The following is a 26,993-nucleotide window of genomic DNA, read 5'->3' as shown; positions in this document are numbered from 1 at the left end:
GGCTGCACGCATCAACGAGTGCAGCCTCCTTTTTCCTATTTAAACAAATGCATTAAACTGTCGCTAAACGTTGTGCCGCACTTTTACCAGCGATGCGACCAAATACTGCACCTGACATTAAGCCTGAACCACCTGGGTAGTTTTCATAGAAAATCTCGCCAATCATTTCACCTGCTGCATATAAACCTGTAATCGGTTCATGCTGTGCATTTAACACTTCACCATTATCATTGGCTTTAATGCCGCTAAATGCAAATGTAATACCACATGTTACAGGGAAGGCATAAAATGGTCCTTCGTCAATCGTTTGTGCCCAGTTTGATTTTGGTGGCGTAATGCCCGTCGTTGCTTTGCCATCTTTGACAGACGGATTAAATGGTTGGTCACCAACTGCTGCATTGTAATCTGCAATCGTTTGTAAAAATTGTGCTTTGTTCACATGTAACTTTGATGCTAATGCTTCGAGTGTTGGCGCTTCTACAACCGTTGCTTCTTCTAAATCATATTCTTTCCGTAAAATCGGACGCACCTTCGCATCGTATAATTGGTAGGCAATATGATTCGGTTGTTTTAAAATTTCTTTCCCGTATTTTGCATATGTAAAGTTACGGAAGTCCGCTCCTTCATCAACAAAGCGTTCGCCATTTTGGTTAAGCATAATGCTATATGGGTACGAGTGCTTTTTATAAATATCCCCTGGCTTTTCAAAGTTGCCGACTTTTGGTACATTGGCATCTGTTCCAATTGCGTGACAGCCATTTAACTGACCAGCACGAATTGCGCCAACTTCAAGTGCCATGCTAATGCCGTCACCTGTATTAAACTCGGTACCACGTACGATTGCCTCGCCCCATTCCTCGCCAATAAACTGCTCCCGTTCTTTGCGATTGCCTTCAAAGCTACCGCATGCTAACACAACTGCCTGACAGTCAATCGTTTGTGTACCCGTTGGCTGCTCAATGACAACACCTGTAATACGTTCTTCTGATTTCACTAATTGTTTAGCTGCTGTCTGATAGAAAATCTCAATGCCTAGCTCGTCGCAGCGTTTGACTAAACTGCGCATTAAGCCAATCCCTTTTTCAACAGTTTTTAACGGTAAGCCACCCCAGAACTGAATTTTATCCTCGATTTCAAATGATTGATTATCATAATTTAATTCAAATTCAACACCGTATGCATGCATCCACTCGATTGTGGCAAATGATTGTTCTGTTAGTGTGCGTACAAGTGCTGGATTACTTTGTTGTTTTGAAACAGTTAAAATATCATTGTAAAAATCTTGTGCTTCATATTGTGGCATATCAATTTTAGCCGCCTGTTGTTCTGTTAGCGAAACAACTTTACGCAAATTCTCTAAATTGCTATACCCGACACGAATCGCACCATCTGTGAAAAATGAGTTCCCGCCGCTTTTTTCTTTCGGTCCTTTTTCTAATACAACGACACTTGCCCCTTGCTCCTTCGCTGAAATTGCTGCACATAAAGCAGCATTCCCTGCACCTACAACGACTACATCATACTTCATACTTATCCAATCCCTTCTTTTTATGGTGTGTTATTTTGTACACTCTTAGCATAAAATATATCAAAACATAAATAAAATATTGTTTTTTAATACATATCTATAAAATTATTTTATCGAATATTGTAAAGCAGGCAGTACAATACTGTAAATAATCAATATTCGAAACAATTGAAATACCGTAACAAATGCGACATTCCCACCGATGCTGAGCGCAATTACACTCATTTGGTCTAAACCACCTGGTGCTAAGCTTAAAAAAGCTGTTGCAAATGAGATGTCGTACCACACACTCAGTCCATAACCGGTTACAAGCGTTACGATCATTAATAAAATGGCGGAGACAACGCCCATTGCTAATAATCGCTTCGACAAATGCATCTCTTTTCGTGTTAACGATAAACCAATATGACAACCAACAAAAAGTTGTGCGAGATGCACAAGTTCAACGCTAATATACGCATGTGGAATCGCAAAGAAGTTAAGCAGCAAGACGACAAATAGCGGTGCTAAAAATGCAGGGACAGGCATGCGAAGTCTTGTCCCGATACGCATCGCGATATATCCTATTACGAGCAATAAAATCGTGCCGAGTGTCACCGGATTTGCGGCTTGCATAACATTATGCTGCACACTATTTGTCGACAACAGTAACGGTACGAGCGAGACGACTAAAATGACACGCACGACATGGAAATACGTCACAATCGACACATGAATCGATTGACGCTCCTCTGCAAATATTACCAGTTGAGACAAACCACCTGGAATGCTTGCAACGAGGGCTGTGGCAAAGTCAATATGACACCATTTCGCCGTAACATACGCGAGCACAACACTAAAACTAATCAATACCGCATTTAGTATAAAGATTTTGGGTAATAATGAGGGCACTGCTTGAAAGACCTCTGTTGTGAAATAATCACCGAGCGATAAACCAACAAGAATTAAACCGATATCGCGGAAATACCGATGCCAGCGCAGTGGCAATGGTGTGAAAAACTGCAATAAAAAAACAGTGAACAGTGGACCTAACATCCATGGAATCGGTAAATGCAGTACGTGAAATAACCACACACCTAACAAGCCACTGCAAAATGTCAGTACGTAATATTTCACGTAAAACCTCCTCTTAAAGTGAAATTGCGCCAACACCTAATGACGCGACAATTAAAATGAGCGACATCATGAAACACCATTTAAACGCATAACGTTGATACTCCCCTAGTTCTTTCCCAATCATACCAACTAATAAAAATGTCGAGGCAACGAGTGGGCTTAATAAATGCACAGGTTGACCTAATACAGATGCACGTGCAATTTGTAGCGGGTCAATACCATATGCTGTAGCCGTCTCTGCCAGTACTGGTAAAACGCCGAAATAATATGCATCGTTCGACATAATAAATGTAAATGGAATACTTGTTAGTGCGACAATAATCGTAAAGTATTCACTCATTGATGCTGGAATGAGCGCGATTAACGCTTGAGACATTTCAACGACCATACCTGTTCCCGTTAAAATGCCTGTGAAAATTCCCGCTGCAAATACAAGTGCCGTTACAATTAATGCATTTCCGGCATGTGCCATCATTACTTCTTTTTGCTTCATCGTACTCGGGAAATTAATCATTAATGCTAATGCAAAGCCGACAATAAATAGGACGGATACCGGCCAAACACCCATAATTAAAAATGTCATTAAAACAGCTGTTAACGATAAGTTAATCCACCATCTAAATGCACTCATCGATGTTTCTGCCTGTTTTGGCTCTACCGCTTCTCCAAGTTCTATCTGTGAAATTTGCAAACGACCCTTTTCTTTTTTCGCTAGATAATAAGCGATTAACAGTACACATATCGCACCAATAATCATGACGGGAATAAAGGGTAAGAAAAACGCACTTGGCTCAACACCTAATGCAACGATTGCGCGTGTGGCTGGGCCTCCCCAAGGTGTCATACCACTCATAACGCTCAGTGATAGCATCGCAATAACCGCTAAAATTAATGGATTCATACCAATTCGCACATATAACGGTAATAAAGCTGTAACTGTAATCATATACGTTGTTGTGCCATCGCCATCTAGCGCTACCATTAACGCCAGTGCCGCTGTACCAAGAGCAATTTTAATCGGGTCATGCTTTACGAGCTTTAATAACACACGTATGAATGGATCAAATAACCCCGCATCAATCATGACCCCAAAATATAAAATAGCAAACAGTAATAACGCGGCTGTCGGTGCGACTTGCTTGACCCCCTCAAGCATCATCGTTCCTACATCTGCTGAAAACCCTGCAATCACTGCAAAAATTGTTGGCACGGCAACTAATGCAACAATTGGTGACATACGATTTGTCATAATAAGCGCTGTAAATACAGCAATCATTGTGAAACCTAAAATCGCTATCATCAAATCCCCCCTTTGTGTAAATAATCAAAATATTTTTGATGTTTTTATTGTAAGTGCTTTCAACAAATTAAAAAAATACACATTTTTTCGCTTTTGCTATAAAATAATTCTATATCTAACTATTTTTATCTCGAAAGGGGCATATGATGGACGAGCGAGATTATGAAATTTTATTGGAATTGTATAAAACAAAAAATATTTCAAAAGCGGCTGACAATTTATACGTGTCGCAGCCTTCCTTAACGTATCGCATTAAACAAATTGAAAAAAAGATTAATTATCCTATCATTATTCGCGGAGTAAAAGGCATCGATTTTACAAACGAAGGAGAGCGCTTAATTACGTATGTATTGCAGCAAAGACAACATTATGAAGAATTTATTACATCCTTACAACAAAATAGTGGGGAAATTGGAGGGACACTGAAACTTGGGGTTTCAGGTATGTATGCACGTTACGCCTTACCTGCTGTTCTTGCTGAATTCCATCAACTATATCCACAGGTCGAAATAGACCTCGTAACCGGCTGGAGCAATGAAGTAAATAAAATGGTGTTAAATGAACAAGTACATATTGGCATTGTACGCGGCGATTATAATCCAACAGGTCAACGTTTACTACTACGCCGTGACCAACTTTATATCGTGTCACGCGAACTGATTACATTTGAAGCACTTCCTCATCTACCGGCAATTTTATACGCGACTGATATTTCGTTAAAGGCAACGATTGAACAATGGTGGAAAGAAAATTTTCGCAAACCGCAAAAAGTTTCTATTCGAACAGACCGTAGTGAAACGTGTTTAGAAATGGTCAAAAGTGCTTTAGGTTATGCCATTTTGCCAGAAATTTGTTTAACCGATACAGAACTATATCACGTTCCTTTACATGACAAGGCAGGTAACCCTATTTACCGCGATACATGGCTTACCTATACGGCACATGCGAATCATTTAAAGCAAGCGACAAAATTTGTTGAATTTTTAACGACACCATAACGATACAAAAACAACTTGAGGCAAAAATAAAAACCTTCAGCAACGACAACTGCTGAAGGCTATTTTTCATCCTATCAATGAACCCATTTTTATGAGTATTAAGGTTCTGTCCTAAATACTTTTTACAATTAGTCGATTGTCACAATAATTTTGCCATTATATGTACCGGCCATCACTGCGTCAAACGCTGCACCCGCCTGTTCTAGTGGGAAAGCTTGCCCAATAACGGGTTGTAATACTTTTTCTTCTAATAATGTTGTAACACCTTTAATAAGCGCTGCGTACTCATCTGCTGTCGCGTTCCATAAAATCATACCGCGTACATCACACTCTTTTTGCATCATCACACGTGGGTTCACGGTTATATCACCACGGTTTCCAATGACTACGATGACGCCACGCTTTGCGACAACCTCTACATCCGTTTGCAAATTGACATTGGCTAAAAATTCAATAATAATGTCTGGCCCTTTACCATTTGTTGCGTCACGCAATGCCTCTACATTTTCAGCGGAGATATGATCTAATACGACATCTGCACCTGTTGCTTTCACAAGTTCTTTTCCTTGAGTACGACTAGCTGTTCCAATCACAAACGCACCTGCTGCTTTTGCCATTTGAACAGCTTGAAGACCAACCGCGCCACTCGCTCCGTGAATGAGTACAGACTGTCCTTGTTGCAACTCAGCACGGTCAAATAATGCGCGATAAGCTGTTAATGCGGGTATGCCTAGTGCGGCTCCTTGTTCAAACGTAATATGAGCCGGTAATGGATGCACAAATGCAGCATCACACACAATATATTGTGCAAATGTCCCACTACAGAGTCCTTGTGTCGATGCTGCAATAAACACACGGTCTCCCACGTTTACATGTGTAACAGCTTCTCCAACTTCTTCGACAATACCTGCCCCGTCTAAACCAGGTGTATATGGTAGTTCTGGTACAACGGCATAAGTCCCTGTTGACGTATATACATCACTTGGGTTTACACCGGCTGCATAGACACGCACCTTTACAGCATGTGCTTGCATGTTTGGTATTGATCGTTCTGCTAACTTCAATTGCTCTGATGTACCAAATTGTTGAATGTTAATGGCTTTCATTATTTGCTCACCTCACTTCTATTATAAAGCGCCGACAACAAATTGACAGAAAAATAAATTTTCACCAAAATTAAAAATGACTTTTTTTGCTTCATCACTCATAAAATTTGTTATTCGTGATACAAATTACCTTCCATTATCTCTGTAACATACTTTTTTGCTCACTATTATTTGAATCAATAAAAGAACTTTGGTACTATTTATTTTAGGACTTCCAATAAACAAAAGACCCAAAAGCATGAACAACAGGAGTGAATACAGATGAATACATACAAAATTGATAAAAATATCGCCGCGAAAAATGTGCGTATTTTCGTCGGTGATAAAATGACCGTAACAGAAGCGGAAAATTTTATGCGTGAGTTTAAACAAACCGTTGCCTCGATTAAACCATCTGATTTTGAGCTAATCATTGATAGCGTAAAAATGAATGTCTTAACACAAGAGCTAACCGATAAACTTATTCAAACGATGTCGATTTATAAACAAGCAGGATTCAAAAAAATCATCATCGAAATTCAAAATAATGCCGTGCTAAAAATGCAAGTAAGTCGTGTCATGCGACAAGCTGGCTTGACCGATGCAGAGGTCGTAACACGTTAGTCAATCTACTAGAAGAAGAGGTGAATGATGACAGATGCTACCGCTTAAAATAAAAGAAGTTGCTATTTATTATCCAGAAAATGTCGTAACGAATGAAATGTATATCCAACACTTCGAAAAACGTGGACAAGATGTACGTCGATTCCTTGAGCTACTTGGGCGTAAAGAGCGACGTATTAATACAGATCCAAATGAAACTACGGTAACAATGGCGTTAAAAGCGATTGAACAAGTTTTAACAAAAGCACAGTTAACAGCAGATGATCTACAAATGATTATTTTCACCTCTCAAACACCGGAAACAACAGTGCCATCGAACGCTATGCAAATTGTGGCAGCACTAAAGCCACAGCCACAAACGATTACTTACGATTTAAATGCTAATTGCGCAGGGATGACGGTTGCGCTCGAACAAGTTAGTCACTATATGGCTTCCAATACGGCGATTCAACACGCACTTATTATTGGCGCAGACGCACTACCACTTATTGCGAATGACAATGATCCACTTAGCTATGCCGGTTTCGGGGATGGTGTCGCTGCCATCATTGTTGAACGTTCAGCAGATGCAACGAGTGGTGTCATTGATGCGATGTATCATGTCGAGGCAACAACCATCGACAAAATGGTATATCCAGCAAATGGCTTACAACAAACGATTCTCGAACAACAAGATTTTGCCAATATTCATATGGTGCCGTTCGATGGTGGTATTGTGTTAGAACCAACGTACCATATGTTTGATACATTGTTTGAGAAACATCATATCGATCCACAAGCAATCAAATATTGCTTTACACAATTCGCTTATAATAATATTGCGAAAATTAAAGAGCACTATCACTTACGCGACGAACAAGTAACATATGTCGGTGACCGCTTTGCATATACCGGTACAAGCAGCCCGTTTTTCGCGTTCCATGAAGGCATTCAAAACGGCACGATTCAACGTGGGGATATCGTTTTACTGTGGACAATTGGCGCAGGTTTTGAACTGATTGCGACATTAATTCGCTATTAATGTATGTAGATTGATACCAAAAGGGCTACCAAGCTTCATCTTATACATATGAAAAACAGTAAACTGACAGCGGTCAGTTTACTGTTTTTTTACATATTCTCTCTATATCAACACTTATTTTTTCTATTATTTTAAAAATATTTGTTTTTTTCTGTAATTGACGGTAACGTTAAAAGAAAGACGTTGAAGGAGGAGTTTATGATGAATATCGCATCGATTTTACTGCAATCTGCACAGAAATATCCAACTGAGCCTGCCGTTTTATGTGCAGGCACAACATTAACATATAAAACACTGGTTGAAAAAGTACACGCATTTGCTGCAGGGCTTCAGCAATTACAGGTGACTCGAGGAGATACTGTTGCTATTTTCATGCCAAACGTTACACAATTTATCATTAGCTACTTTGCAATTACGTCCATTGGTGCTATTGCTGTACCGATCAATGCTCGCTGGGTAGCCCGTGAAATCAATTATGTACTCGAACATGCTGATGCGAAAGTGTTTATTACACATGCCTTATTATTTGACGAAGCAACAAAAGTGGACTTTACTGGCACGAAAATTACGACAGGCGATGCGCAGGGGGATTGGCTTGCTTTTGACAGCCTTTTAACGACAACTGCTCCTTTTACTCCGACCACAATTGGTGAAGAAGATGCATGTACATTGCTCTACACATCGGGCATTACGGGCACGCCAAAAGGGGTCTTACTTACGCATAAAAATGTTTGTACCGCTGCGACGATGAGTATTATTGAAACACATATTGAGCCGTCTAGCCGTCTCTTAATTATGTTAACATTAAGCCATGCTGCACCGCTTCATTTAGGGCTTGTGGCTAGTGTACTCGCTGGGGCAACAGCGATACTCGCAGAACGTTTTACACCGGACGCCTTATTACATCTAGTACAACAACATCGTATTACACATTTTTTAGGTGTGCCGCTCATGTATTTACTGACAGCGCATCATAAAAATGTACAGCAGTACGACCTTTCTTCGGTGAAATACTGGCTATACGGCGGGGCACCACTTCCACCAGCAGATTTAACCTTCATCCAAACACAACTAAAAACGAATAAGCTTGTATGCCTTTATGGATTAACAGAAGCCGGACCAAGTGGCACGATTTTAGAAGCTGATGAACATGTACATCACGCAGGGTCTATTGGAAAAAGGGCCGTTTTTGGCACACAAATTCGCTTAGTCAATGATGATTTTGAGGATGTGCCACAACATGAAATTGGCGAAATCGTACTTTACGGTGATAGCATTATGAAGGAGTATTACAATAATATCGAAGCAACAGCACATGTGTTACAAGATGGCTGGTTGCGTACGGGCGATTTAGCAAAACGTGACGAAGAGGGCTATTTTTATATCGTGGACCGTAAAAAAGATGTTATTTTCACAGGTGGACTTGCAGTGCACCCACGCGAAGTAGAAGAAGCAATGGGCCAAATTAATGGTATGCTTGAAGTCGCAGTAATTGGCGTGCCACATCCACAATGGGGCGAAACGGTCAAAGCGATTTTTGCAGCAAAAACACCTTTGAGCCACTCTGTCATTCAACAATTTTTACAGCCTTTATTAGCCGACTATAAAATTCCACGACTTTTTGAACAAGTTGACGCTTTACCACGTACCGCTTCGGGAAAACTATTAAAGCAAGCGTTAAAACAATAGCATAACGTCATCCATAAAAGAAATGACCTATGATATGGAAAAAAAGCAATTATATATTATTACGACGCGTGCTGCGGAAACACCTGTTGTTAGCGAGCAATATGCTGATGAAAACGGCACATATTCACGGACACAACCTAATGAATGGCTTCAATCAGATAAAGACCTATTAAGTACATCATCTGCTATCAAGCGCGCAGACTTAATCCAATATTTAATCGATACGTCTATCGGGACAGGGTACTCGAAAACAGACAACGGTGCAGAAGTAGCTACGTTAACATTTAAGGCTACCGATATTCCAGTGATTTATGATAAAGTAACGGCTTCTATTTTACCGATTATGGACGTAGCGTTTACGAGTAATGATGTCAATGTACTACTTGTCACATTACAAATAAACGACGACACACTGACTCGCTATGAAATTATCGCAACGACAAGCGATGGTCAATCACAATCCTTTACCGAATCATTTGCGCACATTAATGACCTTCCTAAAATTGAAGTACCAGAAGGCATTAAATAATCGCACGAAAAAACATCCTCGGACATTCTATCCATTGTTCGAGGATGTTCTTTATTATCATTTATAATTTTTCAATCAGTGCATATGCATGTTTATGGAGTAAATCCCACACGAAACGATTGCCATCTTTGCCCGTTTCGCCACAATCAATGACCGCAGTTCTCGTTAATACTTTATCAATTCCTCGGTCGAGAACAGCTGGTAACTTAACAACATCGAATACTTTCATCATACGATCTGGGTACACATGCCCTAAAATTTCAGCATGCAATGAGCCTGTTTCAATCTTTAATTCTTGTTGAAATTGCTGTTTATAAAATGATTTCACGGCTTTTGCTACTTCTTTTGCGCCACCTGGTTTCGCTAATAACTTCGCTAAACTTGCATCATTTTGAATGCTTACGACACCTTGCTTACATGCTACTTCGACAACTTCATCGAATACTTGAACGCGGTGAAACGTCATGTATCGTCCCTCCTATTCCTGTGTTGGCAAATTGAAATAATAATTATCTAGCAATTCGCGCGCGCGCACTTTTGTTCGTTGCTCTTTTTCAGTTAAATAAGCTGTCCGTGCTGCCGCTTCATCTTCGTATGTGCTCGCAACAATATTCGCATAGTTTTCCATATTTTTACGCCACTCTTCTTGTGCAGTCGCAAGCGCTGTCCATTGCTCTTCTGGGTACACTTCTTTTAAGCCATTTAAATAGTCATTCATAACATCGCGCCATACATTGAGACGGTTCGTATAATATGCCTCTACTTCTTGTGCATCAGCCGAATCAAAGTCGTTATGCAATGTTTGAATCGCTACTAATGCCTCATCATATAATTGTTGCTGTTCTACGTAACGTTCTGGTAATTGTTGCTCAGCAGCAATCCCTTGTTGCTCACTATCATTTTGGCATGCCGCTAGCATTAGTGTTGCACTTAAAAGCGTACCAATTGTTATCCCTCTTACATTCACCAATACAACCCCCATCATTAATCAGTTATACATTAAAGTATAGCGTATTTTGTCGCTATTCGTTTTAAAAATAGCCCTGCTATTTTTTTACTGGTTCTGGATAGTCAAATCCTTTTGTATCAACTTCCACCGTTTTCATTACTTGTGCTTCAAGTGGCTTATCACGCTCATCCCGTGGTGTATTGACAATAGCATCCACGACATCCATTCCCTCTAGTACATGCCCAAAGCTTGCATATTCTCCGTCTAAACTTTCAGCATCCGCCGTCATAATAAAGAATTGTGAACCAGCTGAGTCTGGGTCATTCGAACGCGCCATTGAAATAACACCTCGCTCATGTTTTAGTTCGTTGTCAAAGCCGTTATTGGTAAATTCACCTTCAATCGCATAATCAGGTCCACCCATACCTGTTCCTTCTGGGTCTCCCCCTTGAATCATAAAGTCTGGAATAACGCGGTGAAATGTCGTGCCATCATAAAAATCATCTTCAGCTAACGCAATAAAGTTGGCGACTGTATTTGGCGCAATGGTTGGGTCTAATTCCACAATAATTTGCGCGTCATTTTCCATTGTAATTGTCACGACTGGTTTTTCTGTGACATCTTGTGCGTAATCTACAGGCGCGTCCTCGGTCACCTGTTCATCGCTACATGCAGCTAATGTTAATACAGTTGCAACGGCCGTTGCATATACTTTCCAACTTTTCATTGTATTCTCTCCCTTTTTTCTTTCTCTATCTATTGTAGCGGATTTACCCTCTATTTGTTAAACTTCTACACGATTTTCTTTGCTCTCCTCCTTGAAGAAATCTTCGGTCCGGTATTATCCGTAACAACAACGTTAAACAACCGCACCTTCAAGAACGGTTGTTTTTTTATAGATGAGATGGGTATATATACAACCATACTCACGTAAAAAAGGAGCTTTTACAATGCATACTTACACAAAACAAAATGACGTACTGCTTGCACAGTTACGCGAACAACAAGACCAGCTACACATTGCTAGACCGATTACGCATATTATTTTATTTCGTGACATGACTACCATTGAGGCATTTCAAGAGAAGGCTTTGGCGCAGGGGTTTGCAATTGCTGATTTTATTGAAGACCCTGCTATTTCTGAATATACGCTGGCGATTACTCGAACAGATGCATTAGCAGATGGGCATATTCATACCGTTACACAGCATTTACTCCACATGTGTGAACAGCACGAGGCGCAGTATAACGGCTGGGAAACAGAAATTGTCACAGCTGGCGATGAAACAGAGAAACCTTAATGTAACATAACAAAAACACACATCATAAATGAACAATACTTTCTATAGACAAACGTGTAAAACGTTACATTATCCAACTAGACCGTAACAATCCATTATATATTTCAGACATTATTATTGACGAAACGAATACACAAGCAATAAAAAAAAACAGCCGTGGCGATGTCCCTACGGCTGTTTTTCGATCTATTAAACGAAACGCACGTCCACGAATTGCTCAAGTGGTGTGTTTAACGCTTTTTCACACATATCATTTTTTAACGTTGTAAAGTATGCACGCTCATCAGCTGTTAAGTCACGTTCACGACTAATTTTTAAAAAATCATAAAACTCTGCTGGTAAATAATCTTCTTTTAATGATACTTCTACTGCTTTCCCGTCTTTACGTGTAAAAATATACGCATAACCTGTTGGACGGTGCGGGTCATATTGTGCGACTGGATATTCCGGGTCTACTGTATAAACACCACGTGTTTTACAACGTGTTACAAATTCAAACACATCACGGAAACCTGGACCACCGTGTGCTGAGAAAACCGTTAAATCTTCACGGTCTGGAATGTCTTCACCGTATAGAGCTTCAAATGCTGCTTGTACAACGCGGTATCCTGCGCCGACAGCCATATAAGCCATTTTTCCGTGATAATTCACAATATGTTCAAAATGAATTTCTAATAAATCTCCGTTGTCATAAATACGAATTGGTTCTACCATATGTATTGCCTCTGCTTTCTGTTCTAAGTTGTGCTCATTCTTGCTGTCTCAGCATAATGCAATTGATAATCATTGTCAATGAGTTTTACAGTAATTGTTGAATTGCCTGTTCAATATCAAGCATTGATGCATCTGGCTCAAAACGCTGAATGACATTGCCTTGACGGTCCACTAAAAACTTTGTGAAATTCCATCGAATGTTACGGCCAATTAAATAATCTGGATAATGTGACTGAATATGGTCGAATAACATTTTTTGTTGCATCGTATGTCGTGCAAATTCTGAGCAGTCCACTTCATGCTTTAAATAATTAAAAAGTGGGTGTGTTTTTTCGCCATTCACTTCTACTTTTTCAAAGATTGGATAACTTACGCCGTATTGTAATTTACACTGTGCCGCTGATGTTTCACTATTTTCTGGATTTTGTTCCCCAAACTGATTACATGGAAATGATAAAACGACAAACCCTTTATCCGAAAGCTTCTCATATAACTTCTGTAAATCTTCATACTGATATGTAAATTGGCATTTACTCGCTGTATTGACGATTAACATCACTTGATTACGATACGTTTGCATCGACAAAATTTCTCCATTTGGCTTCTCTACTAAATAATTATAAATACTCATTAAAACCCCTCCACTAATTAAAAAGATACACCCATTATATAGTTAATATGATCTATTATCTAGAGAATTGACTCTTCGTATCGTAAAATCGAGCGTCAAATGCATCGTTGGTGCTATCTGTTGAAAATAAACATAAAGAAGCCGCCCAAAGCCTATTTGGACGGGCTTTTGTTGACACTTTAAATCATTGTTACTTACTCCCTAACGCTTTTGTTTTCGCAACGACATTTGTAATCGATTGCTGTTGATGATTTGTAGACGTTGAAATATCATGCTAAAAAATCACATGCCGCATACACATGTGATTTTTTAGCATTTATGTTATTCGCTCGATAAATGCTGCATCTGTTTTAGCACGCACGTCTTCTATCGTATGTCCATTGGCAACTTCGATTAATACCATGCCTTCTTCGGTAAAATCAAATACCGCTAAATCCGTAATCAATCGGTTCACAACCCGTTTACCTGTTAATGGCAATGTACAGCTCGGCTTTATTTTCGATTCCCCGTGTTTATTGACATGCTCCATAATGACAACGACATGCTTCGCACCGTGTACTAAATCCATCGCGCCGCCCATGCCTTTAACCATTTTACCGGGAATCATCCAGTTGGCTAAATCACCCGTTTGCGACACTTCCATGCCACCTAAAATAGCAACGTCAATATGCCCTCCGCGAATCATCGCAAATGAAGTAGCACTATCAAAGAAAGCTGCACCTTGTTTTGCGGTTACTGTTTCTTTCCCTGCATTAATTAAATCCTCATCTACTTCATCGTGTGTTGGGTACGGTCCAATGCCGAGTAAGCCATTTTCAGACTGCAACATAACATCAAAATCATGTGGCAATACATTCGCAATCAATGTTGGCATACCAATTCCTAAATTGACATACATCCCCGGCTGGATTTCTTGAAGTGCACGTTGAATAATGCGCTCACGTGTCATATCGTCGCCTCCCTTGTCGTCAGGCGCTCAATTTGTTTATCGGGATGCTCGGTCACAATAATACGATTGACATAAATGCTTGGTACATGAATATGATCCGCATCTAGCTCGCCCACTTCAACAAGCTCCTCTACTTCGACAATTGTCAATGTCGCCGCAGTCGCGACAATTGGATTGAAATTACGTGCCGTTTTGCGAAATACGATATTGCCCATTTTATCTGCTTTCCACGCTTTTACAAATGCCACATCGCCTGTAATCGCACGCTCTTGTATATACGTTTTCCCATCAAATTCAGCAGTCGGCTTCCCTTCAGCAACCGGTGTACCTACACCTGTGGCCGTATAAAATGCCGGAATGCCTGCGCCGCCTGCACGAATACGTTCTGCAAGCGTACCTTGTGGGATAAGCTCTACTTCAATGTCACCATTTAATAATTGCTGTTCAAAGCGCTTATTTTCACCGACATACGAAGCGCTCACATGGTCAATTTGACGACGCTCTAGTAAAATACCTAACCCGGCTGTATCTGTCCCACAATTATTGCTGACAACACGTAAATGCTTTGTACCTTTTGTGTATAAAGCTTGAATTAATGAAGTTGGAATGCCACTTAAACCGAAGCCCCCGACAAGTAACGTCACCCCATCTTGTATATCTGCGACGGCTGCCTGTGCGCTTTCCCATACTTTTTCCATTCAACAGCACCTCCTCCTATACTGGGCGTACACCGTGCTTTCGCTCCGTAAATGTCATCTCTTTATTTTTATATAACGCAAAGCGTGCTTCGAGCGTTTGACGTAGTTCATTCGGTTCGATAACGTCATCAATAATTAATTCCGACGCTAAACGATATACATCAATTTCTTCGCGATACTCAGCACGCTTTTGCTCAATAAATGCCGCTTGCTCCTCTTTTGGTAGCTCGGCAATTTTATTGGCATAGACCGCGTTGACTGCCGCTTCTGGTCCCATCACCGCAATTTGCGCACCGGTTAACGCAATGCAAACGTCCGGTTCAAATGCTGGACCTGCCATCGCATATAAGCCCGCGCCATATGCTTTGCGTACAATTACGGTCACTTTTGGCACTGTGGCCTCACTCATCGCAAAAATCATTTTTGCACCATGACGAATAATGCCCGCCTTCTCTACTTGTGTACCAATCATAAAGCCTGGTACGTCTGCTAAGAACAGTAACGGAATATGGAACGCATCACAAAGAGAGATAAATTTTGACGCTTTATCAGCCGAATCATGGAACAAAACGCCACCTTTTACGCGTGGCTGATTCGCAATAATCCCAACTGCCTGACCATTAATACGAGCAAGCCCTGTAATAAGCTCTGCGGCAAATAATTTTTTAATTTCACACCAAGAGCCTTCATCAATAATACGGTCAATGACATCATACATATTAAAGGCTGCGTTTTGATTGTGCGGAATAATCTCCGCTACCGTTTTGTCAAAGTGTGCTGGCAATTTCGGTTCCGTTATTTGTGGCTTCTGTTGATAATTATCAGGGAAATAGTTTAAATAATGGCGTGCGTACGCAATCGCTTCTTCTTCCGTTTGTACAAGCACGTCCCCGCATCCTGAGACCGAACAGTGCATTTTAGCACCGCCCATTTCTTCGAGCGTTACTTTTTCACCGATAACCATCTCCGCCATACGCGGTGAACCTAAATACATCGAGGCATTCCCCTCTACCATAATGACCGCATCACAAAACGCTGGAATATACGCCCCACCTGCAGCAGACGGGCCAAATAATACACAAAGCTGTGGAACACGCCCTGATAGCTTCACTTGATTGTAAAAAATACGTCCTGCGCCGCGACGCCCTGGGAACATCTCTAATTGATCGGTAATGCGCGCGCCCGCTGAATCGACTAAATATAAGAGCGGTGCACCGAGCTTTTCAGCTGTTTCTTGAATGCGAATAATTTTTTCGACCGTATGCTTGCCCCAAGAACCCGCTTTAATGGTTGAATCATTCGCCATGACACATACGGTACGCCCATGAATTTTACCGATGCCCGTTACGACGCCGTCTGCTGGTAAATTTCCTGCTAAAATATTGGCAAACGCACCGTCCTCTGCTAAGATGCCCTCGTCAAATAAGAGTGCTAAACGGTCACGTACAAAGAGTTTACCTTGCGCCGCATTTTTGTCGTGGTATTTCGGAGCACCACCTGTCGCAATTTGTCCACGATATGTCGTATATGTTGTCGTTGTACCTTGCATAATCATCGTCCCCTTTATCGCCCTTTATAATGTGGTGCACGCTTTTCTTGAAATGCCGCGAGTCCTTCTAAGCGGTCTTCAGAATACAATGTACGGCTGTACGCTAATGTTTCAATGGCTAAGCCTGTTGTCAAATCCGTTTGCATGCCTTGATTGACAGCTAGTTTAATTTGACGTAATGATAACGGTGCATTGCGCGCCATTTCTTGCGCAAGCTGTTGCGTAAACACTTGTAACTCTGCATATGGCACGACATATTCAACAATACCGTACGCATACGCCTCATCGGCTGAAATACGACGCGCTGTATACATTAATTCTTTCGCGCGTGCTATCCCGATTAAACGCGGTAGGCGCTGTGTCCCTCCCGCACCTGGAATAATACCGAGCGAAGACTCTGTTAAGCCGAGCTTACTATGTTTTGCTGCAACGCGAATATCACTCGCAAGTGCCATTTCTAGACCGCCACCAAAGGCTACGCCATTTATTGCCGCAATGACAGGCTGTGGCAATTGTTCAATTTGCGTCATTAATGCACCTATTTTGGCAACCGTTTGCTTTACTTGTGTGTCATTCATCGTCTGTCGCTCTTTTAAATCTGCACCGGCACAAAATGCTTTCTCACCATCCCCGGTCAGCACGACTACATAAATATCATCGTGCGTAGCAACGGTCGTGAGCAATTGTGACAATTCGTCTAATAAGTGAACAGACAAAGCATTGGCAGAAGCCGTACGCATTAATGTAACCGTTGCGACATGCCCTTCAATATGAAGTTGTACATTAGTCACGCTGCTCCCCCCTTGCGACCGCTGTCAGCTTTGACGGCAGTTCCTTTTGTAGTAATTGCTCCATAAATAAGCCTGTTTGCTGCATTTTCCCTAAATCAATGCCTGTTTCAATGCCCATTTGCTCAAGTAAATAGACTAAGTCTTCGGTCGCGACATTCCCAGAAGCTCCGCGTGCATAGGGACAGCCACCAATACCACCTACCGCACTATCAAATGTTGTGATTCCATGTGATAAGCTGGCAACAACATTCGCTAGTGCTGTGCCACGTGTATCATGAAAGTGCATCGCAAATTGCTCCGCTTCGTAATACTCTAATAAATACGTCAGTAATGCATCGACATCTGTTGGTACACCAACACCTATCGTATCCCCCAGCGATAATTGCTGAACGCCCATTTCAAATAAATGCTCCGCTACGTAACGGACTTGTTCCGGTGATGTTTTACCATCATACGGACACCCGATAACGGTGGAAATATAACCTCTTACCGTCTTTCCTGCCGCAAGTGCCTCTGTAACCACTTCTTGTAATACCGGAAATGTGTTATCAATCGACTTATTAATATTGGCACGATTATGCCCTTCACTTGCAGACATAAAGACACTGACCTCATCAACGTCTGCTTCAAGTGCACGGTATAAGCCTTTCATATTGGGTACGAGCGCGGCATACGTTATATTATGTCGACGTTTAATCTGTTGTAACACCTCGACTGCATCCGCAAGCTGTGGAATCCACGTTGGATGCACAAAACTCGTTACCTCAATATAATCAAGCCCTGTGTCACTTAAGCGGTCAATAAGTGCCACTTTATCAGCCGTTCGAATAAATTGTGCTTCATTTTGTAAACCATCTCGTGGTCCCACTTCCTTAATGTGTACACTCGCTGGATACATATAAATGCCCCCTTTATTCCACCTCGACTAAATTGTCATCCACATTAATAAAATCGCCTTCAGCTACAAGTACTTTTTTCACGATACCGTCTGTTTCTGCCGCGATTGGAATTTCCATTTTCATTGACTCTAAAATCACAACATCTTCCCCTGCTGTTACATGTTGTCCCTCAGTCACTAATACTTTCCATACTGTACCTGCCATTGTTGCTTTTACTGTTGTCATATTGATCGCTCTCCTTTTATGTTAATGTTGGTGTATAATACTGCTCGACAAATTTCGTTGTTGTATGGCCATTTTTAAATTGTTCATGTGCAGCGATATGAAGGAGCATTGGAATATTCGTCTGAATACCTTCTACTTTATAGTTAGCTAACGCGACGAGTAATTTTTCGCATGCATCATAGCGGTCTGCGCCAGTGACAATCATTTTGGCAAGCATAGGGTCATAAAATGGTGTCATGACACTACCTGCTTGTACAGCAATTTCATGGCGAACCCCCTCACCCTGCGGTAAAGATAGCGCTGTAATTGTGCCCGGTGACGGGAAAAATGTGACTGGGTTTTCTGCATAAATGCGCACTTCAATCGCATGACCGTTACGTGTGACTTGCTCACGTGTAAAGGCTAGCTTTTCCCCTGCCGCAATCCGTAACTGCCACTCGACTAAATCAAGACCGGTAATCTCTTCTGTCACCGGATGCTCTACTTGTAAGCGTGTATTCATCTCTAAAAAGTAAAATTGCTGTTCACTATCGACTAAAAATTCAATCGTCCCAGCATTTGTATAGCCAATTGAAGCGGCGGCTTTCACTGCTGCATCAAGCATCTTCTCACGGGTATGTGCGGAAATAAATGGTGATGGTGCTTCTTCAATGACCTTCTGGTTGCGTCGTTGCACCGAACATTCCCGTTCAAATAGTGGCACAACTTGACCAGATGCATCTGCGATAATTTGGACTTCGATATGGTGCGGATTTTCAATGAATTTTTCGATAAACATCGTACCGTCACCAAAAAAGTTGGTCGCGCGTTTTTGGTTGCTATCAAACGCCTCGCGCAATGTTTGTTCATCGTGAACGAGTTGCATCCCAATACCGCCGCCACCTGCTGAAGCTTTTAACATCACTGGATAGCCAAAGCGTGCAGCAACTGCTACCGCTTCTTCTGCATCTGCTAACGCCTCATTTACACCTGGCACAATCGGGATACCCGCTTGCTCCATACGTTTTCGAGCTTCTACTTTACTGCCCATCGCCGCAATAACATCTGCATGTGGTCCAATAAACACAAGCCCTGCATCGACAACTGCCTGTGCAAAATGTGCGTTTTCAGATAATAAACCATAGCCTGGATGAACGGCTTCAGCACCACTTTTTTTCGCAATGGCTATAATGTCATCCATTTGTAAATAGCTTTTCGCAACCGGGGCAGGACCTACACAATAGCTTTCTGTCGCCTCTTGCACATGTAAACTGTCCGCATCCGCTTCGCTGTAAATGGTAACTGTTTCAATACCGAGTGTTTGACATGTTCTTATAATGCGTCGCGCAATTTCACCACGGTTAGCAATTAAAATTTTTTGAAACATCTCAAATCCCCCTTATAAGCCTAATTGTCGCGCAATGACGACACGCTGAATTTCAGATGTGCCTTCGCCAATTTCCATTAATTTAATATCACGTAAATGACGCTCGACATCATACTCCGCCATATAGCCATAGCCACCATGAATTTGAATGGCTTCATTACATGTGCGGAAGCCCATTTCAGAAGCGAATAATTTCGCATATGCCGCTTCTAACTTGAATGGTTTATCATGATCTTTTAGCCACGCTGCTTTCATCACCATATTCCGTGCTAATTCAATTTCCATCGCCATATTTGCGAGCTTAAATTGAATGGCTTGAAATTTCGAAATCGATTGACCAAATTGAATTCGCTCCGTTGCATACTGTCTCGCCTTATCAAAAGCAGCTTGCGCAATACCTACGGATAGGGCGGCAATCGAAATACGTCCGCCGTCTAATGTATTTAAAAACTGCCCGAATCCTTTTTGTTCGTCTCCTAGCACATTTGCACGTGGCACACGAACATTTTCTAACACAATTTCACATGTATTCGACGCACGTACGCCCATCTTTTCATAGTCGCTACGAATCGTTACGCCTGGTGTATTGGTTGGGACAATAATTGCTGTAATGATGTTTTTCCCGTCTTCTCGCTGACCAGTGACAGCTGTAACAACAACTTGGCGTGCATAGCTTGCATTCGTAATCCAACACTTTTCACCGTTAATGACCCACTCATCGCCGTCTATATACGCTTTTGTGCGTGTTCCACCCGCATCAGAGCCGGCATTTGGCTCTGTTAAACCAAATGATCCAAGTGTTTTTCCTTCGACCATTGGTACTAAAAATTCTTCCTTTTGCTGCTCCGTTCCAAAATGTAAAAACGGTGTAGCACCTAGTGACACAGCAGCCGCATACGATAAACCTGTTCCGCCACATGCGCGCCCAATTTCCTCTACAGCAATCGCATATGCAATCGTCCCGCCATCAGAGCCGCCATATTTTTCAGGGAATGGAATACCAAAAAGTCCTAGTTCCGCCATTTTATCAAAGCTTTCTTTGCGAAATGCATGCGTCTTATCTAATTCTCTTGCATGTGGTGCAATTTCAGCTTGTGCGAATTCACGGACCATTTGTTTAATCATTTGCTGTTCTTTTGTCAGTTCAAAATTCATGTTGTAAGCCCCCTTCAAATTAAAACCGACTAGTCGGTTTGTTGTGTCGAAAAAAATATTGTTGCCGCATACGTAGGTGTCACAATGCCATGCAATATGACATCATTAAAGTAATGCGTAATTTGCGTCATCGTGAGTGCACCATCTTGCTGGTACCATTTATACGTCCAGTTGACCATGCCAATAATGGCCATCGCTGTAATCGTCGTATGCAACTCTGCACGAAACATTTGCTGTTCTTTCCCTGTCGCTAATACCGCTTCAAATAATTTACGATATTGCGTTCGCTTGTCGTTAATCGCCTGTTCATATGCCCCTTTTAAGTAAACGCTTTCATTATAAAAAACCGTAATGTGCCGCTTATACACATCAAAGACATTTGTAAATGCATAGAGCATTTGCTGAATTTGTTCAATCGGTGTTGTCGACTGTAACATCGCTTGCTTTGTTTCCGTTAATACGTGAGAAATAAATACGTCGTGAATGTCATACAGTAAAGCTTCCTTCGATTTAAAATTATGATAAAATCCACCTTTAGATGTGCCTGCTTGTTGGACAATATCATCAACCGATACGCCGTGATAGCCACGCTCATAAAATAAATCAAGGGCCGCTTCAATGACGCGGTGTTTCACTGTTCCCTTCATCGCAACGCCTCCAAAAAACTCGAAAAAGAAGTATTTTATGTCGTTTATTCGATTTTATTCTAAAATAAAAATAACACTAAGTATCTTATTTTGTCTAGCATATATCATCATTTTTAGCCAAATTAAAAAGATTTGCATAGAATTCCCTATGCAAACCTCACGCTATCTTTATCGTTCCACCCACGCAATGACACGTGGTTGCCATCGTTTTAAAAAAATGCCTGCAATTTTACCAATCCCGTACGCCGCGATAAATGTCCCTATACCAATCGAGCCTAAACTTCTTAAATAGAATAGACAAATGATGACGGAAACCGCTACATTCATTAAATCTCCTGATATTTTTGCTTTTGAAAAAGGAATCGAAAAGCGTTCACTAATGGCATACGTGAGTCCATCGTAGGCAAGTAATGGTAGCTTCGCTGTAAAATAAAATAACAATGCACATGCAATAATCATTAAACTAATGCCTACATAAAAAAATCGCATGACGTATCCTTGTGCTGGCGGTAAAATAGTTGTAATGATTGCTAAAGCACTGTCCATAAATACCGCAAAAACTAAAGAAATAATGATTTGGACACACCAATCTTTCCATGTCACCGTTGTCCCTAATAATTTTTGAAGCAGTATATATAACATATTCGCGACAAATGTCATTGTCCCAACTGACCACGGTACAATTAATGCGAGTGCATATGGCAACGAAGATACCGGCGATACGCCCAAATCAGCTTGAATCGAAAAGCCAACACCTAATGCCAATAAAAATAAACCGATACTATAAATGAGCACTCTTTTTTTCATACGATTAAAACACCCTCCTACTATATGCGTTATCGTACCACCTTTCTTTATATACAAAAAATATCTCTTTTATGAACTAATTATATATTTTATATATAATCAATTTATGATGCAGTAACTAAACGACATCGTTTTGCCATGCCAAAAAAGAGTGGAAACAAAAATATCCTTCAGCAACGATACGTGCTGAAGGATATTCTTATAAAAGTCGCTGCTTGTATCGGAACGCACCAATAAATATTTAGCACCTCAACACACTCATTTTCATCAGAAATAAGAGGTTGTCCGAGCCTACTTATCTTTCACTAGGTAGATGTTGTCTGAAACGTACTTACTTCCGCTAACAGTTCATCTACAATTGCTTCTAGTGCATCAGCAGTTGCTGAAATCTCTTCAATCGAGCAAAGTTGCTCTTCGGTTGCATTTGTCGCTTGCGCTAATAATTGACGCGAGCTTTGTGCAATCGCTTCAACCTTTTCAATGTCACCAACAACATAATCACTATCTTGTGCAATATGCTGTGCGCGCTCTTGAATCGTATGCAGTTGTTCCTTCAATTCATAGATGAATGCTTTCACATCCATAAAGCTTGTTTCAGTACGACTAAACATCGCTAAACCTTTTGTCACTTCTTCTAAGCTCGATGTCATCGAATATACGGAATTGGACGACTCTTGTTGAATTGCTGCGACAAGCTCCTTCACTTGAACAGATGAATGATTCGTTTGCTCTGCTAGCTTTCGTACTTCTTCTGCCACAACGGCAAATCCTTTCCCATGCTCACCAGCACGAGCCGCTTCAATGGACGCATTCAGCGCCAATAAATTTGTTTGGTCAGCAATCGACGTAATCACATTGACGATTTCATGAATGTCATGTGCGTAATTATTTACCGTATGAATATTTCCTGATAAATGTTGGAAAGTTTCTTCGATTGTGGACATTTGCTGCTGTGTCGAATGGACAAGTTCATGCCCCTCCTCCGCTACTTTTACCGCTTGTTCAGCATTTTGCGCAACCGTATGCGTCTGATCTGAAATCGTATGAATATGAGTTGTTACTTTTCGTAGAGAGGCAAAGCTTTTTTCTAACTGTTGAGACTGTCGATCAAAGCCGTCTTCTACCTCTGCCATTGCAATCGTAATTTGCTCAGATGCTTGGCGACTTTCTGTTAATGTTGCGGATAATTCTTCTGAAGATGCAGAAATAACCGAAGACTTTTCATGTAACTGCTGAATAATGCCGGCTAGCATCGTTCGCATCGTACTCAATGAACGGCTCAGCACACCGATTTCATCTTTCTTTTTAATCGCTGGTACATCGCGTAAATCGCCACTGCTCATAATCGCGGCTGCTTCGGTCATTTGCTGTAATGGTTTCGTAATGGAACGAATAATCGCAAACACAAAGATGCCTAAAATTAATAGCGAAGCGGTCATAATGATGAGCGTCATATATAAAATCGGTGCAGTCGCTGCTTGTACCTCACTCACAAACATGGTGCCGCCAATTTTCCACGACGTTAGCTCATTTGTCTCTACCTGCATTTGTTTTTCTTCTCCGTCAAAACCGTAAGAAAAGGACGCATCATTGACCGCTACCATTTGCTGTGCCCATTCTTCTTGCGATACATCTTCTCCCGCAGCAATCGTTGGGTGTGCAATGATGACTTGCCCATCTGTCATTAAAAATGGATAGCCCTTTGTGCCAACTTGTACGTCTGCAATAATGTTAAATAACGTATCCATGCCTAAATTGACAGCCACGACACCACTTGCATCTGCTAATTGCTTTGAAATCGTTACAACCCAGTCACCTGTAGAAGCTGACTGATGAGGGTCCGAAATAATAACGTCATTTGGACTCGCCATAGCGTCTTTATACCAAGCGCGTGTTCGTGGATCAAAATCCGCATTATTCATTAAACCTAGATCCGGTGATTGAATCATATTTCCTGCTGTCGTACCGATAAACGACGACACAACGCCTTCACTCGTTTCATAATATTGCGTCAGTTGCGCTAATAACGCTGTCCAATCTTGTTGTTGCCACTGTGCTTGCTCAAATATCGTAGCAAAATAGGCCACATCCTTTACAATCGGCGACACGTGTTTATCAATATAAGCATCGACCGTTTCAACACTTTGTAATTCACTTGTTTGAATTTGAGACTCAATTTCTTGTTTCGCTGAATAATAAGACGTGGCACCGACAAGTATTGTAGGTATAAATAGTGCCATTAAAAACGCAAAGCCTAATTTGTAATTAATCGATACATTCACAATTTTAGTTCGCTTTTTCATGTAAGCCCTCCTTACATCAATTCCAATTATTTAGTTTTTTAGTCCTATACAATTATTATAATTTAATGCTTCTAAATTCATAGACCATTTCGTGTCTAAAAAATGAAATAATTGTTAATTTAATATGTCTTTTCCATTAAATTAGCGCTTATTTTATACAAGTATGTCTTGAAAAAGTAGGGCATATAAAAATCACTTTGATATTGGCTTGTATGCAGCAAAAAAGGCAGCCTCTTTTCAAGGCAATTCCATCGTCACGGCATACATGACTATGCTCATAAAAAAAGTGATAGAAGAAATGTGCTCATTTCTCCTACCACGTTCTTTAGCTTCACTTATAGCGTAGATTCAGCTGTTACCTCTCCTGTATACGCATCAACAACATAATAATCATAGGTCTCTTGTATACCATCCACTTCGATATACACATGGTAACGGTACATAAACCCTTCTTCACTCTCTAACGCTAAGGAGTATCCCTCTGGTACAATGTCTGCGACTAAATACCCTGCGTCCTCTTCGGTATAAACTACTTCTTCTGCTATCGAATCGATTTCGCTCGTCTCATCACTGACAACATCTTCACTTGTGTAAGTCTCGACTGCTTGTGTCGATGTTTGTTCTGACAAAGCAGATGCTTCTTCTTCTACATAAGATATTTCGTCCTCATATTCAGCCGCTGTATACACAACGTCTGAACTGTCATCAGTATAGCTTTCGTCTTCATAACTTTCATCGTCGTATACATATTGAATATCGTCATTATATTGTGTGTACGATGTATTGTCTTCATAGGTGAAATCATAATAACTATCATCATCAATGGCATAAATATCACCGGTTGAAGCATTTACTTCATACCATAAGAAAATCTCCTCATTGTATTCATTATATTCAACCGCTTGAAAAACATACGTATCACTGTTATCGCCACTTGCGCCAAATGAACGCACTTGAGCATCAGAAGGAATAATGCCTTCTTCGTATAAGAAGCCCGCTGCTTTCTCCTCTGTCACATTTTGCGAGGTACCTGTTTGTGTCTCACTATTATTTAACTTCGATGTGATTGCTTCAATCAGCTCCGTTGATGCATCAATCAGACCATCCACTTCAGCATCACACGCACTCATCAATGGTACTGTTGCTAATAATAACATCCCTAGCTTTAACTTCATTTCGCCAACTCCTACCGTCTATCGTCGTACTAAATATAAACGATTTCCGATTTAATTGGAATTTAAATAGGTAATAAAGATCAGTCCTTTTAGACTATTCATTGAAAGCGAATAGCTTGCTTCATATTTTTCAGTGTGCCAATCACACTTAATGCAGCTAAATAGCTCGTTTTCGGATTCATCGCAAGCGCTTCATTTTCAAATGTCATACGAGCTGTGCCAAAGTCGCCATATATGCTAATGTCATGTTTATTCACTTGCGCTTGTGGGTCTGCAATTACGGTTACGTGCGTTTTCTCAAAGCCAATACCAGCAAGCGCTAATATAATCGAGACATTCATATTTTTAGGATATTTAGCAATCGCTTGTGCTGCATTGCCATCAAATATGACGGTTGGCTCTGTTACACTTGCTCCGAGCGATGCTGCTGGTTTACAGGTCGTCAAATGGACAGCTGTTACTGCACCTAAACTTGCTGCATTTTGTAATACATCTATGCCCCCAATCGCACCGGATGGGATATAAATTGCGTGCCCATGCTTTGTACTAATCGCTTGCAAATTGGCGCGAACTGCTTCATCAGCAAGTACACCTACACTCATGATAATGACAGGCTTTTTAGCCAACACAGTCGGCAATATGGACGAAGCCGCTTCAATTGTTGCCGCTTCAATCACAATATCAATTGGTGAAGCTAAAAATTCATCGACCGTTGTGTATACTGCCACATGCGGCGATGTAATGAACGAGGCTACCTTTTCTTTGTCACGAACAAGCATGCTACAAACCGTAAATGCTGGTGGTAATTCCTTTATTAAAAATTGCGCAATTGCCCCTGCGCCAATAATTCCAATATTCATATATACTCCCTCACATTCTATCTTTTCTACAGTACCTTCTTTTCACAGCCTTTGTACATCATTTTATGCAAAAACGCCCTAAAA

Annotated in this window: 28 protein-coding genes; 6 read left to right on the top strand and 22 right to left on the bottom strand. The window is 41.0% G+C overall.

Going from position 1 to position 26,993, the window contains the following annotated elements:
* Nucleotides 1–52: 52 nt before the first annotated feature.
* The 3 genes from tcuA to A6M13_RS09475 form a co-directional block, all read right to left on the bottom strand.
* A complete protein-coding gene (gene tcuA / locus A6M13_RS09485) occupies nucleotides 53–1,528 on the bottom strand; it encodes an FAD-dependent tricarballylate dehydrogenase TcuA (protein ID WP_066545326.1) in 1,476 nt (491 codons plus the stop codon).
* Nucleotides 1,529–1,633: 105 nt separating this feature from the next.
* On the bottom strand, nucleotides 1,634–2,644 hold the full coding sequence (locus A6M13_RS09480; RefSeq protein ID WP_066545324.1) for an AbrB family transcriptional regulator: 1,011 nt from the start codon (nucleotides 2,642–2,644) through the stop codon (nucleotides 1,634–1,636).
* 13 nt (nucleotides 2,645–2,657) lie between these two features.
* Nucleotides 2,658–3,944: a CitMHS family transporter gene (locus A6M13_RS09475; protein WP_066545322.1), complete on the bottom strand. Its 1,287-nt coding sequence runs from the start codon at nucleotides 3,942–3,944 to the stop codon at nucleotides 2,658–2,660.
* Between the two features lie 143 nt (nucleotides 3,945–4,087).
* Here A6M13_RS09475 and A6M13_RS09470 point away from each other — a divergent pair, with 143 nt between their 5' ends.
* Entirely contained in the window at nucleotides 4,088–4,942 is an 855-nt protein-coding gene (locus tag A6M13_RS09470) for a LysR family transcriptional regulator (protein WP_083998301.1), read from the top strand.
* Nucleotides 4,943–5,070: 128 nt separating this feature from the next.
* Here A6M13_RS09470 and A6M13_RS09465 read toward each other — a convergent pair whose 3' ends face one another.
* A complete protein-coding gene (locus A6M13_RS09465) occupies nucleotides 5,071–6,048 on the bottom strand; it encodes an NADPH:quinone reductase (protein ID WP_066545315.1) in 978 nt (325 codons plus the stop codon).
* A 261-nt stretch (nucleotides 6,049–6,309) separates the two neighbouring features.
* On the opposite strand from A6M13_RS09465, the gene A6M13_RS09460 reads away from it, so the two are divergent.
* The 4 genes from A6M13_RS09460 (at nucleotide 6,310) to A6M13_RS09445 (ending at nucleotide 9,890) form a co-directional block, all read left to right on the top strand.
* The gene (locus A6M13_RS09460; protein WP_066545313.1) at nucleotides 6,310–6,651 is read left to right on the top strand and encodes a hypothetical protein; all 342 of its coding nucleotides are present in this window, start codon (nucleotides 6,310–6,312) and stop codon (nucleotides 6,649–6,651) included.
* Between the two features lie 34 nt (nucleotides 6,652–6,685).
* Complete coding sequence (locus A6M13_RS09455) at nucleotides 6,686–7,672, top strand: 3-oxoacyl-[acyl-carrier-protein] synthase III C-terminal domain-containing protein (protein WP_066545311.1); 987 nt, start codon at nucleotides 6,686–6,688, stop codon at nucleotides 7,670–7,672.
* Between the two features lie 198 nt (nucleotides 7,673–7,870).
* Nucleotides 7,871–9,361, top strand: coding sequence for a class I adenylate-forming enzyme family protein (locus A6M13_RS09450; protein ID WP_245669280.1), 1,491 nt, complete (start codon nucleotides 7,871–7,873; stop codon nucleotides 9,359–9,361).
* Between the two features lie 34 nt (nucleotides 9,362–9,395).
* The gene (locus tag A6M13_RS09445; protein ID WP_066545306.1) at nucleotides 9,396–9,890 is read left to right on the top strand and encodes a hypothetical protein; all 495 of its coding nucleotides are present in this window, start codon (nucleotides 9,396–9,398) and stop codon (nucleotides 9,888–9,890) included.
* 61 nt (nucleotides 9,891–9,951) lie between these two features.
* Here A6M13_RS09445 and A6M13_RS09440 read toward each other — a convergent pair whose 3' ends face one another.
* From A6M13_RS09440 to A6M13_RS09430, 3 genes are all read right to left on the bottom strand, one after another.
* Nucleotides 9,952–10,356 carry a hypothetical protein gene (locus A6M13_RS09440; protein ID WP_066545305.1) on the bottom strand — a complete coding sequence of 135 codons (405 nt, stop codon included), beginning with the start codon at nucleotides 10,354–10,356 and terminating at the stop codon, nucleotides 9,952–9,954.
* A 12-nt stretch (nucleotides 10,357–10,368) separates the two neighbouring features.
* Nucleotides 10,369–10,857 (bottom strand): lysozyme inhibitor LprI family protein, encoded by a 489-nt coding sequence (locus A6M13_RS09435; RefSeq protein WP_066545303.1) that lies wholly within the window; start codon nucleotides 10,855–10,857, stop codon nucleotides 10,369–10,371.
* A 79-nt stretch (nucleotides 10,858–10,936) separates the two neighbouring features.
* Nucleotides 10,937–11,566 carry a peptidylprolyl isomerase gene (locus tag A6M13_RS09430; RefSeq protein WP_066545301.1) on the bottom strand — a complete coding sequence of 210 codons (630 nt, stop codon included), beginning with the start codon at nucleotides 11,564–11,566 and terminating at the stop codon, nucleotides 10,937–10,939.
* 223 nt (nucleotides 11,567–11,789) lie between these two features.
* Here A6M13_RS09430 and A6M13_RS09425 point away from each other — a divergent pair, with 223 nt between their 5' ends.
* Nucleotides 11,790–12,140, top strand: coding sequence for a ribonuclease E inhibitor RraB (locus A6M13_RS09425; RefSeq protein ID WP_066545299.1), 351 nt, complete (start codon nucleotides 11,790–11,792; stop codon nucleotides 12,138–12,140).
* Between the two features lie 189 nt (nucleotides 12,141–12,329).
* Here the strand turns inward: A6M13_RS09425 and A6M13_RS09420 are convergent, their stop codons facing one another.
* The 15 genes from A6M13_RS09420 to A6M13_RS09350 form a co-directional block, all read right to left on the bottom strand.
* Nucleotides 12,330–12,854: an FmdE family protein gene (locus A6M13_RS09420; RefSeq protein ID WP_066545297.1), complete on the bottom strand. Its 525-nt coding sequence runs from the start codon at nucleotides 12,852–12,854 to the stop codon at nucleotides 12,330–12,332.
* Between the two features lie 85 nt (nucleotides 12,855–12,939).
* Complete coding sequence (locus A6M13_RS09415) at nucleotides 12,940–13,485, bottom strand: glutathione peroxidase (RefSeq protein WP_066545295.1); 546 nt, start codon at nucleotides 13,483–13,485, stop codon at nucleotides 12,940–12,942.
* Between the two features lie 316 nt (nucleotides 13,486–13,801).
* The gene (locus A6M13_RS09410) at nucleotides 13,802–14,434 is read right to left on the bottom strand and encodes a 3-oxoacid CoA-transferase subunit B (protein ID WP_066545294.1); all 633 of its coding nucleotides are present in this window, start codon (nucleotides 14,432–14,434) and stop codon (nucleotides 13,802–13,804) included.
* Nucleotides 14,431–15,132, bottom strand: a complete 702-nt coding sequence (locus tag A6M13_RS09405; RefSeq protein WP_066545292.1) for a CoA transferase subunit A — start codon at nucleotides 15,130–15,132, stop codon at nucleotides 14,431–14,433. Before A6M13_RS09405 ends, A6M13_RS09410 begins: the two co-directional genes overlap by 4 nt.
* A gap of 16 nt (nucleotides 15,133–15,148) precedes the next feature.
* Nucleotides 15,149–16,681, bottom strand: a complete 1,533-nt coding sequence (locus A6M13_RS09400; RefSeq protein WP_245669278.1) for an acyl-CoA carboxylase subunit beta — start codon at nucleotides 16,679–16,681, stop codon at nucleotides 15,149–15,151.
* 14 nt (nucleotides 16,682–16,695) lie between these two features.
* On the bottom strand, nucleotides 16,696–17,472 hold the full coding sequence (locus A6M13_RS09395; protein ID WP_083998299.1) for an enoyl-CoA hydratase: 777 nt from the start codon (nucleotides 17,470–17,472) through the stop codon (nucleotides 16,696–16,698).
* Nucleotides 17,465–18,370, bottom strand: a complete 906-nt coding sequence (locus tag A6M13_RS09390) for a hydroxymethylglutaryl-CoA lyase (protein WP_066545288.1) — start codon at nucleotides 18,368–18,370, stop codon at nucleotides 17,465–17,467. The genes A6M13_RS09395 and A6M13_RS09390 overlap by 8 nt, the downstream gene beginning before the upstream one ends.
* A 13-nt stretch (nucleotides 18,371–18,383) precedes the next feature.
* Nucleotides 18,384–18,596 carry an acetyl-CoA carboxylase biotin carboxyl carrier protein subunit gene (locus A6M13_RS09385; protein WP_066545287.1) on the bottom strand — a complete coding sequence of 71 codons (213 nt, stop codon included), beginning with the start codon at nucleotides 18,594–18,596 and terminating at the stop codon, nucleotides 18,384–18,386.
* Nucleotides 18,597–18,612: 16 nt separating this feature from the next.
* Nucleotides 18,613–19,962: an acetyl-CoA carboxylase biotin carboxylase subunit gene (locus tag A6M13_RS09380; protein ID WP_066545285.1), complete on the bottom strand. Its 1,350-nt coding sequence runs from the start codon at nucleotides 19,960–19,962 to the stop codon at nucleotides 18,613–18,615.
* Nucleotides 19,963–19,974: 12 nt separating this feature from the next.
* Nucleotides 19,975–21,117 (bottom strand): acyl-CoA dehydrogenase family protein, encoded by a 1,143-nt coding sequence (locus tag A6M13_RS09375; RefSeq protein ID WP_066545284.1) that lies wholly within the window; start codon nucleotides 21,115–21,117, stop codon nucleotides 19,975–19,977.
* A 29-nt stretch (nucleotides 21,118–21,146) separates the two neighbouring features.
* Nucleotides 21,147–21,764 carry a TetR/AcrR family transcriptional regulator gene (locus tag A6M13_RS09370; protein WP_066545282.1) on the bottom strand — a complete coding sequence of 206 codons (618 nt, stop codon included), beginning with the start codon at nucleotides 21,762–21,764 and terminating at the stop codon, nucleotides 21,147–21,149.
* A gap of 168 nt (nucleotides 21,765–21,932) precedes the next feature.
* Nucleotides 21,933–22,571, bottom strand: coding sequence for a YczE/YyaS/YitT family protein (locus A6M13_RS09365; RefSeq protein ID WP_066545280.1), 639 nt, complete (start codon nucleotides 22,569–22,571; stop codon nucleotides 21,933–21,935).
* A gap of 305 nt (nucleotides 22,572–22,876) precedes the next feature.
* Nucleotides 22,877–24,874, bottom strand: a complete 1,998-nt coding sequence (locus A6M13_RS09360) for a methyl-accepting chemotaxis protein (protein WP_066545278.1) — start codon at nucleotides 24,872–24,874, stop codon at nucleotides 22,877–22,879.
* A gap of 335 nt (nucleotides 24,875–25,209) precedes the next feature.
* On the bottom strand, nucleotides 25,210–26,049 hold the full coding sequence (locus A6M13_RS09355; RefSeq protein ID WP_066545277.1) for a hypothetical protein: 840 nt from the start codon (nucleotides 26,047–26,049) through the stop codon (nucleotides 25,210–25,212).
* 98 nt (nucleotides 26,050–26,147) lie between these two features.
* On the bottom strand, nucleotides 26,148–26,909 hold the full coding sequence (locus tag A6M13_RS09350) for an aspartate dehydrogenase (RefSeq protein ID WP_066545275.1): 762 nt from the start codon (nucleotides 26,907–26,909) through the stop codon (nucleotides 26,148–26,150).
* Nucleotides 26,910–26,993: the final 84 nt, after the last annotated feature.

The organism is Caryophanon tenue, from assembly GCF_001700315.1.
Lineage (GTDB): Bacteria > Bacillota > Bacilli > Bacillales_A > Planococcaceae > Caryophanon > Caryophanon tenue.
Note: the sequence above shows the minus strand (reverse complement) of the source record. Positions and strands in the feature narration are given on the sequence as shown.

What these genes read in the sequence shown, in the direction of transcription:
- tcuA (WP_066545326.1), bottom strand. Translation starts at nt 1,528, where the DNA reads ATGAAGTATGATGTAGTCGTTGTAGGTGCAGGGAATGCTGCTTTATGT.
- A6M13_RS09475 (WP_066545322.1), bottom strand. Translation starts at nt 3,944, where the DNA reads ATGATAGCGATTTTAGGTTTCACAATGATTGCTGTATTTACAGCGCTT.
- A6M13_RS09470 (WP_083998301.1), top strand. Translation starts at nt 4,088, where the DNA reads ATGATGGACGAGCGAGATTATGAAATTTTATTGGAATTGTATAAAACA.
- A6M13_RS09465 (WP_066545315.1), bottom strand. Translation starts at nt 6,048, where the DNA reads ATGAAAGCCATTAACATTCAACAATTTGGTACATCAGAGCAATTGAAG.
- A6M13_RS09460 (WP_066545313.1), top strand. Translation starts at nt 6,310, where the DNA reads ATGAATACATACAAAATTGATAAAAATATCGCCGCGAAAAATGTGCGT.
- A6M13_RS09455 (WP_066545311.1), top strand. Translation starts at nt 6,686, where the DNA reads ATGCTACCGCTTAAAATAAAAGAAGTTGCTATTTATTATCCAGAAAAT.
- A6M13_RS09450 (WP_245669280.1), top strand. Translation starts at nt 7,871, where the DNA reads ATGATGAATATCGCATCGATTTTACTGCAATCTGCACAGAAATATCCA.
- A6M13_RS09445 (WP_066545306.1), top strand. Translation starts at nt 9,396, where the DNA reads ATGGAAAAAAAGCAATTATATATTATTACGACGCGTGCTGCGGAAACA.
- A6M13_RS09440 (WP_066545305.1), bottom strand. Translation starts at nt 10,356, where the DNA reads ATGACGTTTCACCGCGTTCAAGTATTCGATGAAGTTGTCGAAGTAGCA.
- A6M13_RS09430 (WP_066545301.1), bottom strand. Translation starts at nt 11,566, where the DNA reads ATGAAAAGTTGGAAAGTATATGCAACGGCCGTTGCAACTGTATTAACA.
- A6M13_RS09425 (WP_066545299.1), top strand. Translation starts at nt 11,790, where the DNA reads ATGCATACTTACACAAAACAAAATGACGTACTGCTTGCACAGTTACGC.
- A6M13_RS09420 (WP_066545297.1), bottom strand. Translation starts at nt 12,854, where the DNA reads ATGGTAGAACCAATTCGTATTTATGACAACGGAGATTTATTAGAAATT.
- A6M13_RS09415 (WP_066545295.1), bottom strand. Translation starts at nt 13,485, where the DNA reads ATGAGTATTTATAATTATTTAGTAGAGAAGCCAAATGGAGAAATTTTG.
- A6M13_RS09410 (WP_066545294.1), bottom strand. Translation starts at nt 14,434, where the DNA reads ATGACACGTGAGCGCATTATTCAACGTGCACTTCAAGAAATCCAGCCG.
- A6M13_RS09405 (WP_066545292.1), bottom strand. Translation starts at nt 15,132, where the DNA reads ATGGAAAAAGTATGGGAAAGCGCACAGGCAGCCGTCGCAGATATACAA.
- A6M13_RS09400 (WP_245669278.1), bottom strand. Translation starts at nt 16,681, where the DNA reads ATGCAAGGTACAACGACAACATATACGACATATCGTGGACAAATTGCG.
- A6M13_RS09390 (WP_066545288.1), bottom strand. Translation starts at nt 18,370, where the DNA reads ATGTATCCAGCGAGTGTACACATTAAGGAAGTGGGACCACGAGATGGT.
- A6M13_RS09385 (WP_066545287.1), bottom strand. Translation starts at nt 18,596, where the DNA reads ATGACAACAGTAAAAGCAACAATGGCAGGTACAGTATGGAAAGTATTA.
- A6M13_RS09380 (WP_066545285.1), bottom strand. Translation starts at nt 19,962, where the DNA reads ATGTTTCAAAAAATTTTAATTGCTAACCGTGGTGAAATTGCGCGACGC.
- A6M13_RS09375 (WP_066545284.1), bottom strand. Translation starts at nt 21,117, where the DNA reads ATGAATTTTGAACTGACAAAAGAACAGCAAATGATTAAACAAATGGTC.
- A6M13_RS09370 (WP_066545282.1), bottom strand. Translation starts at nt 21,764, where the DNA reads ATGAAGGGAACAGTGAAACACCGCGTCATTGAAGCGGCCCTTGATTTA.
- A6M13_RS09365 (WP_066545280.1), bottom strand. Translation starts at nt 22,571, where the DNA reads ATGAAAAAAAGAGTGCTCATTTATAGTATCGGTTTATTTTTATTGGCA.
- A6M13_RS09360 (WP_066545278.1), bottom strand. Translation starts at nt 24,874, where the DNA reads ATGAAAAAGCGAACTAAAATTGTGAATGTATCGATTAATTACAAATTA.
- A6M13_RS09355 (WP_066545277.1), bottom strand. Translation starts at nt 26,049, where the DNA reads ATGAAGTTAAAGCTAGGGATGTTATTATTAGCAACAGTACCATTGATG.
- A6M13_RS09350 (WP_066545275.1), bottom strand. Translation starts at nt 26,909, where the DNA reads ATGAATATTGGAATTATTGGCGCAGGGGCAATTGCGCAATTTTTAATA.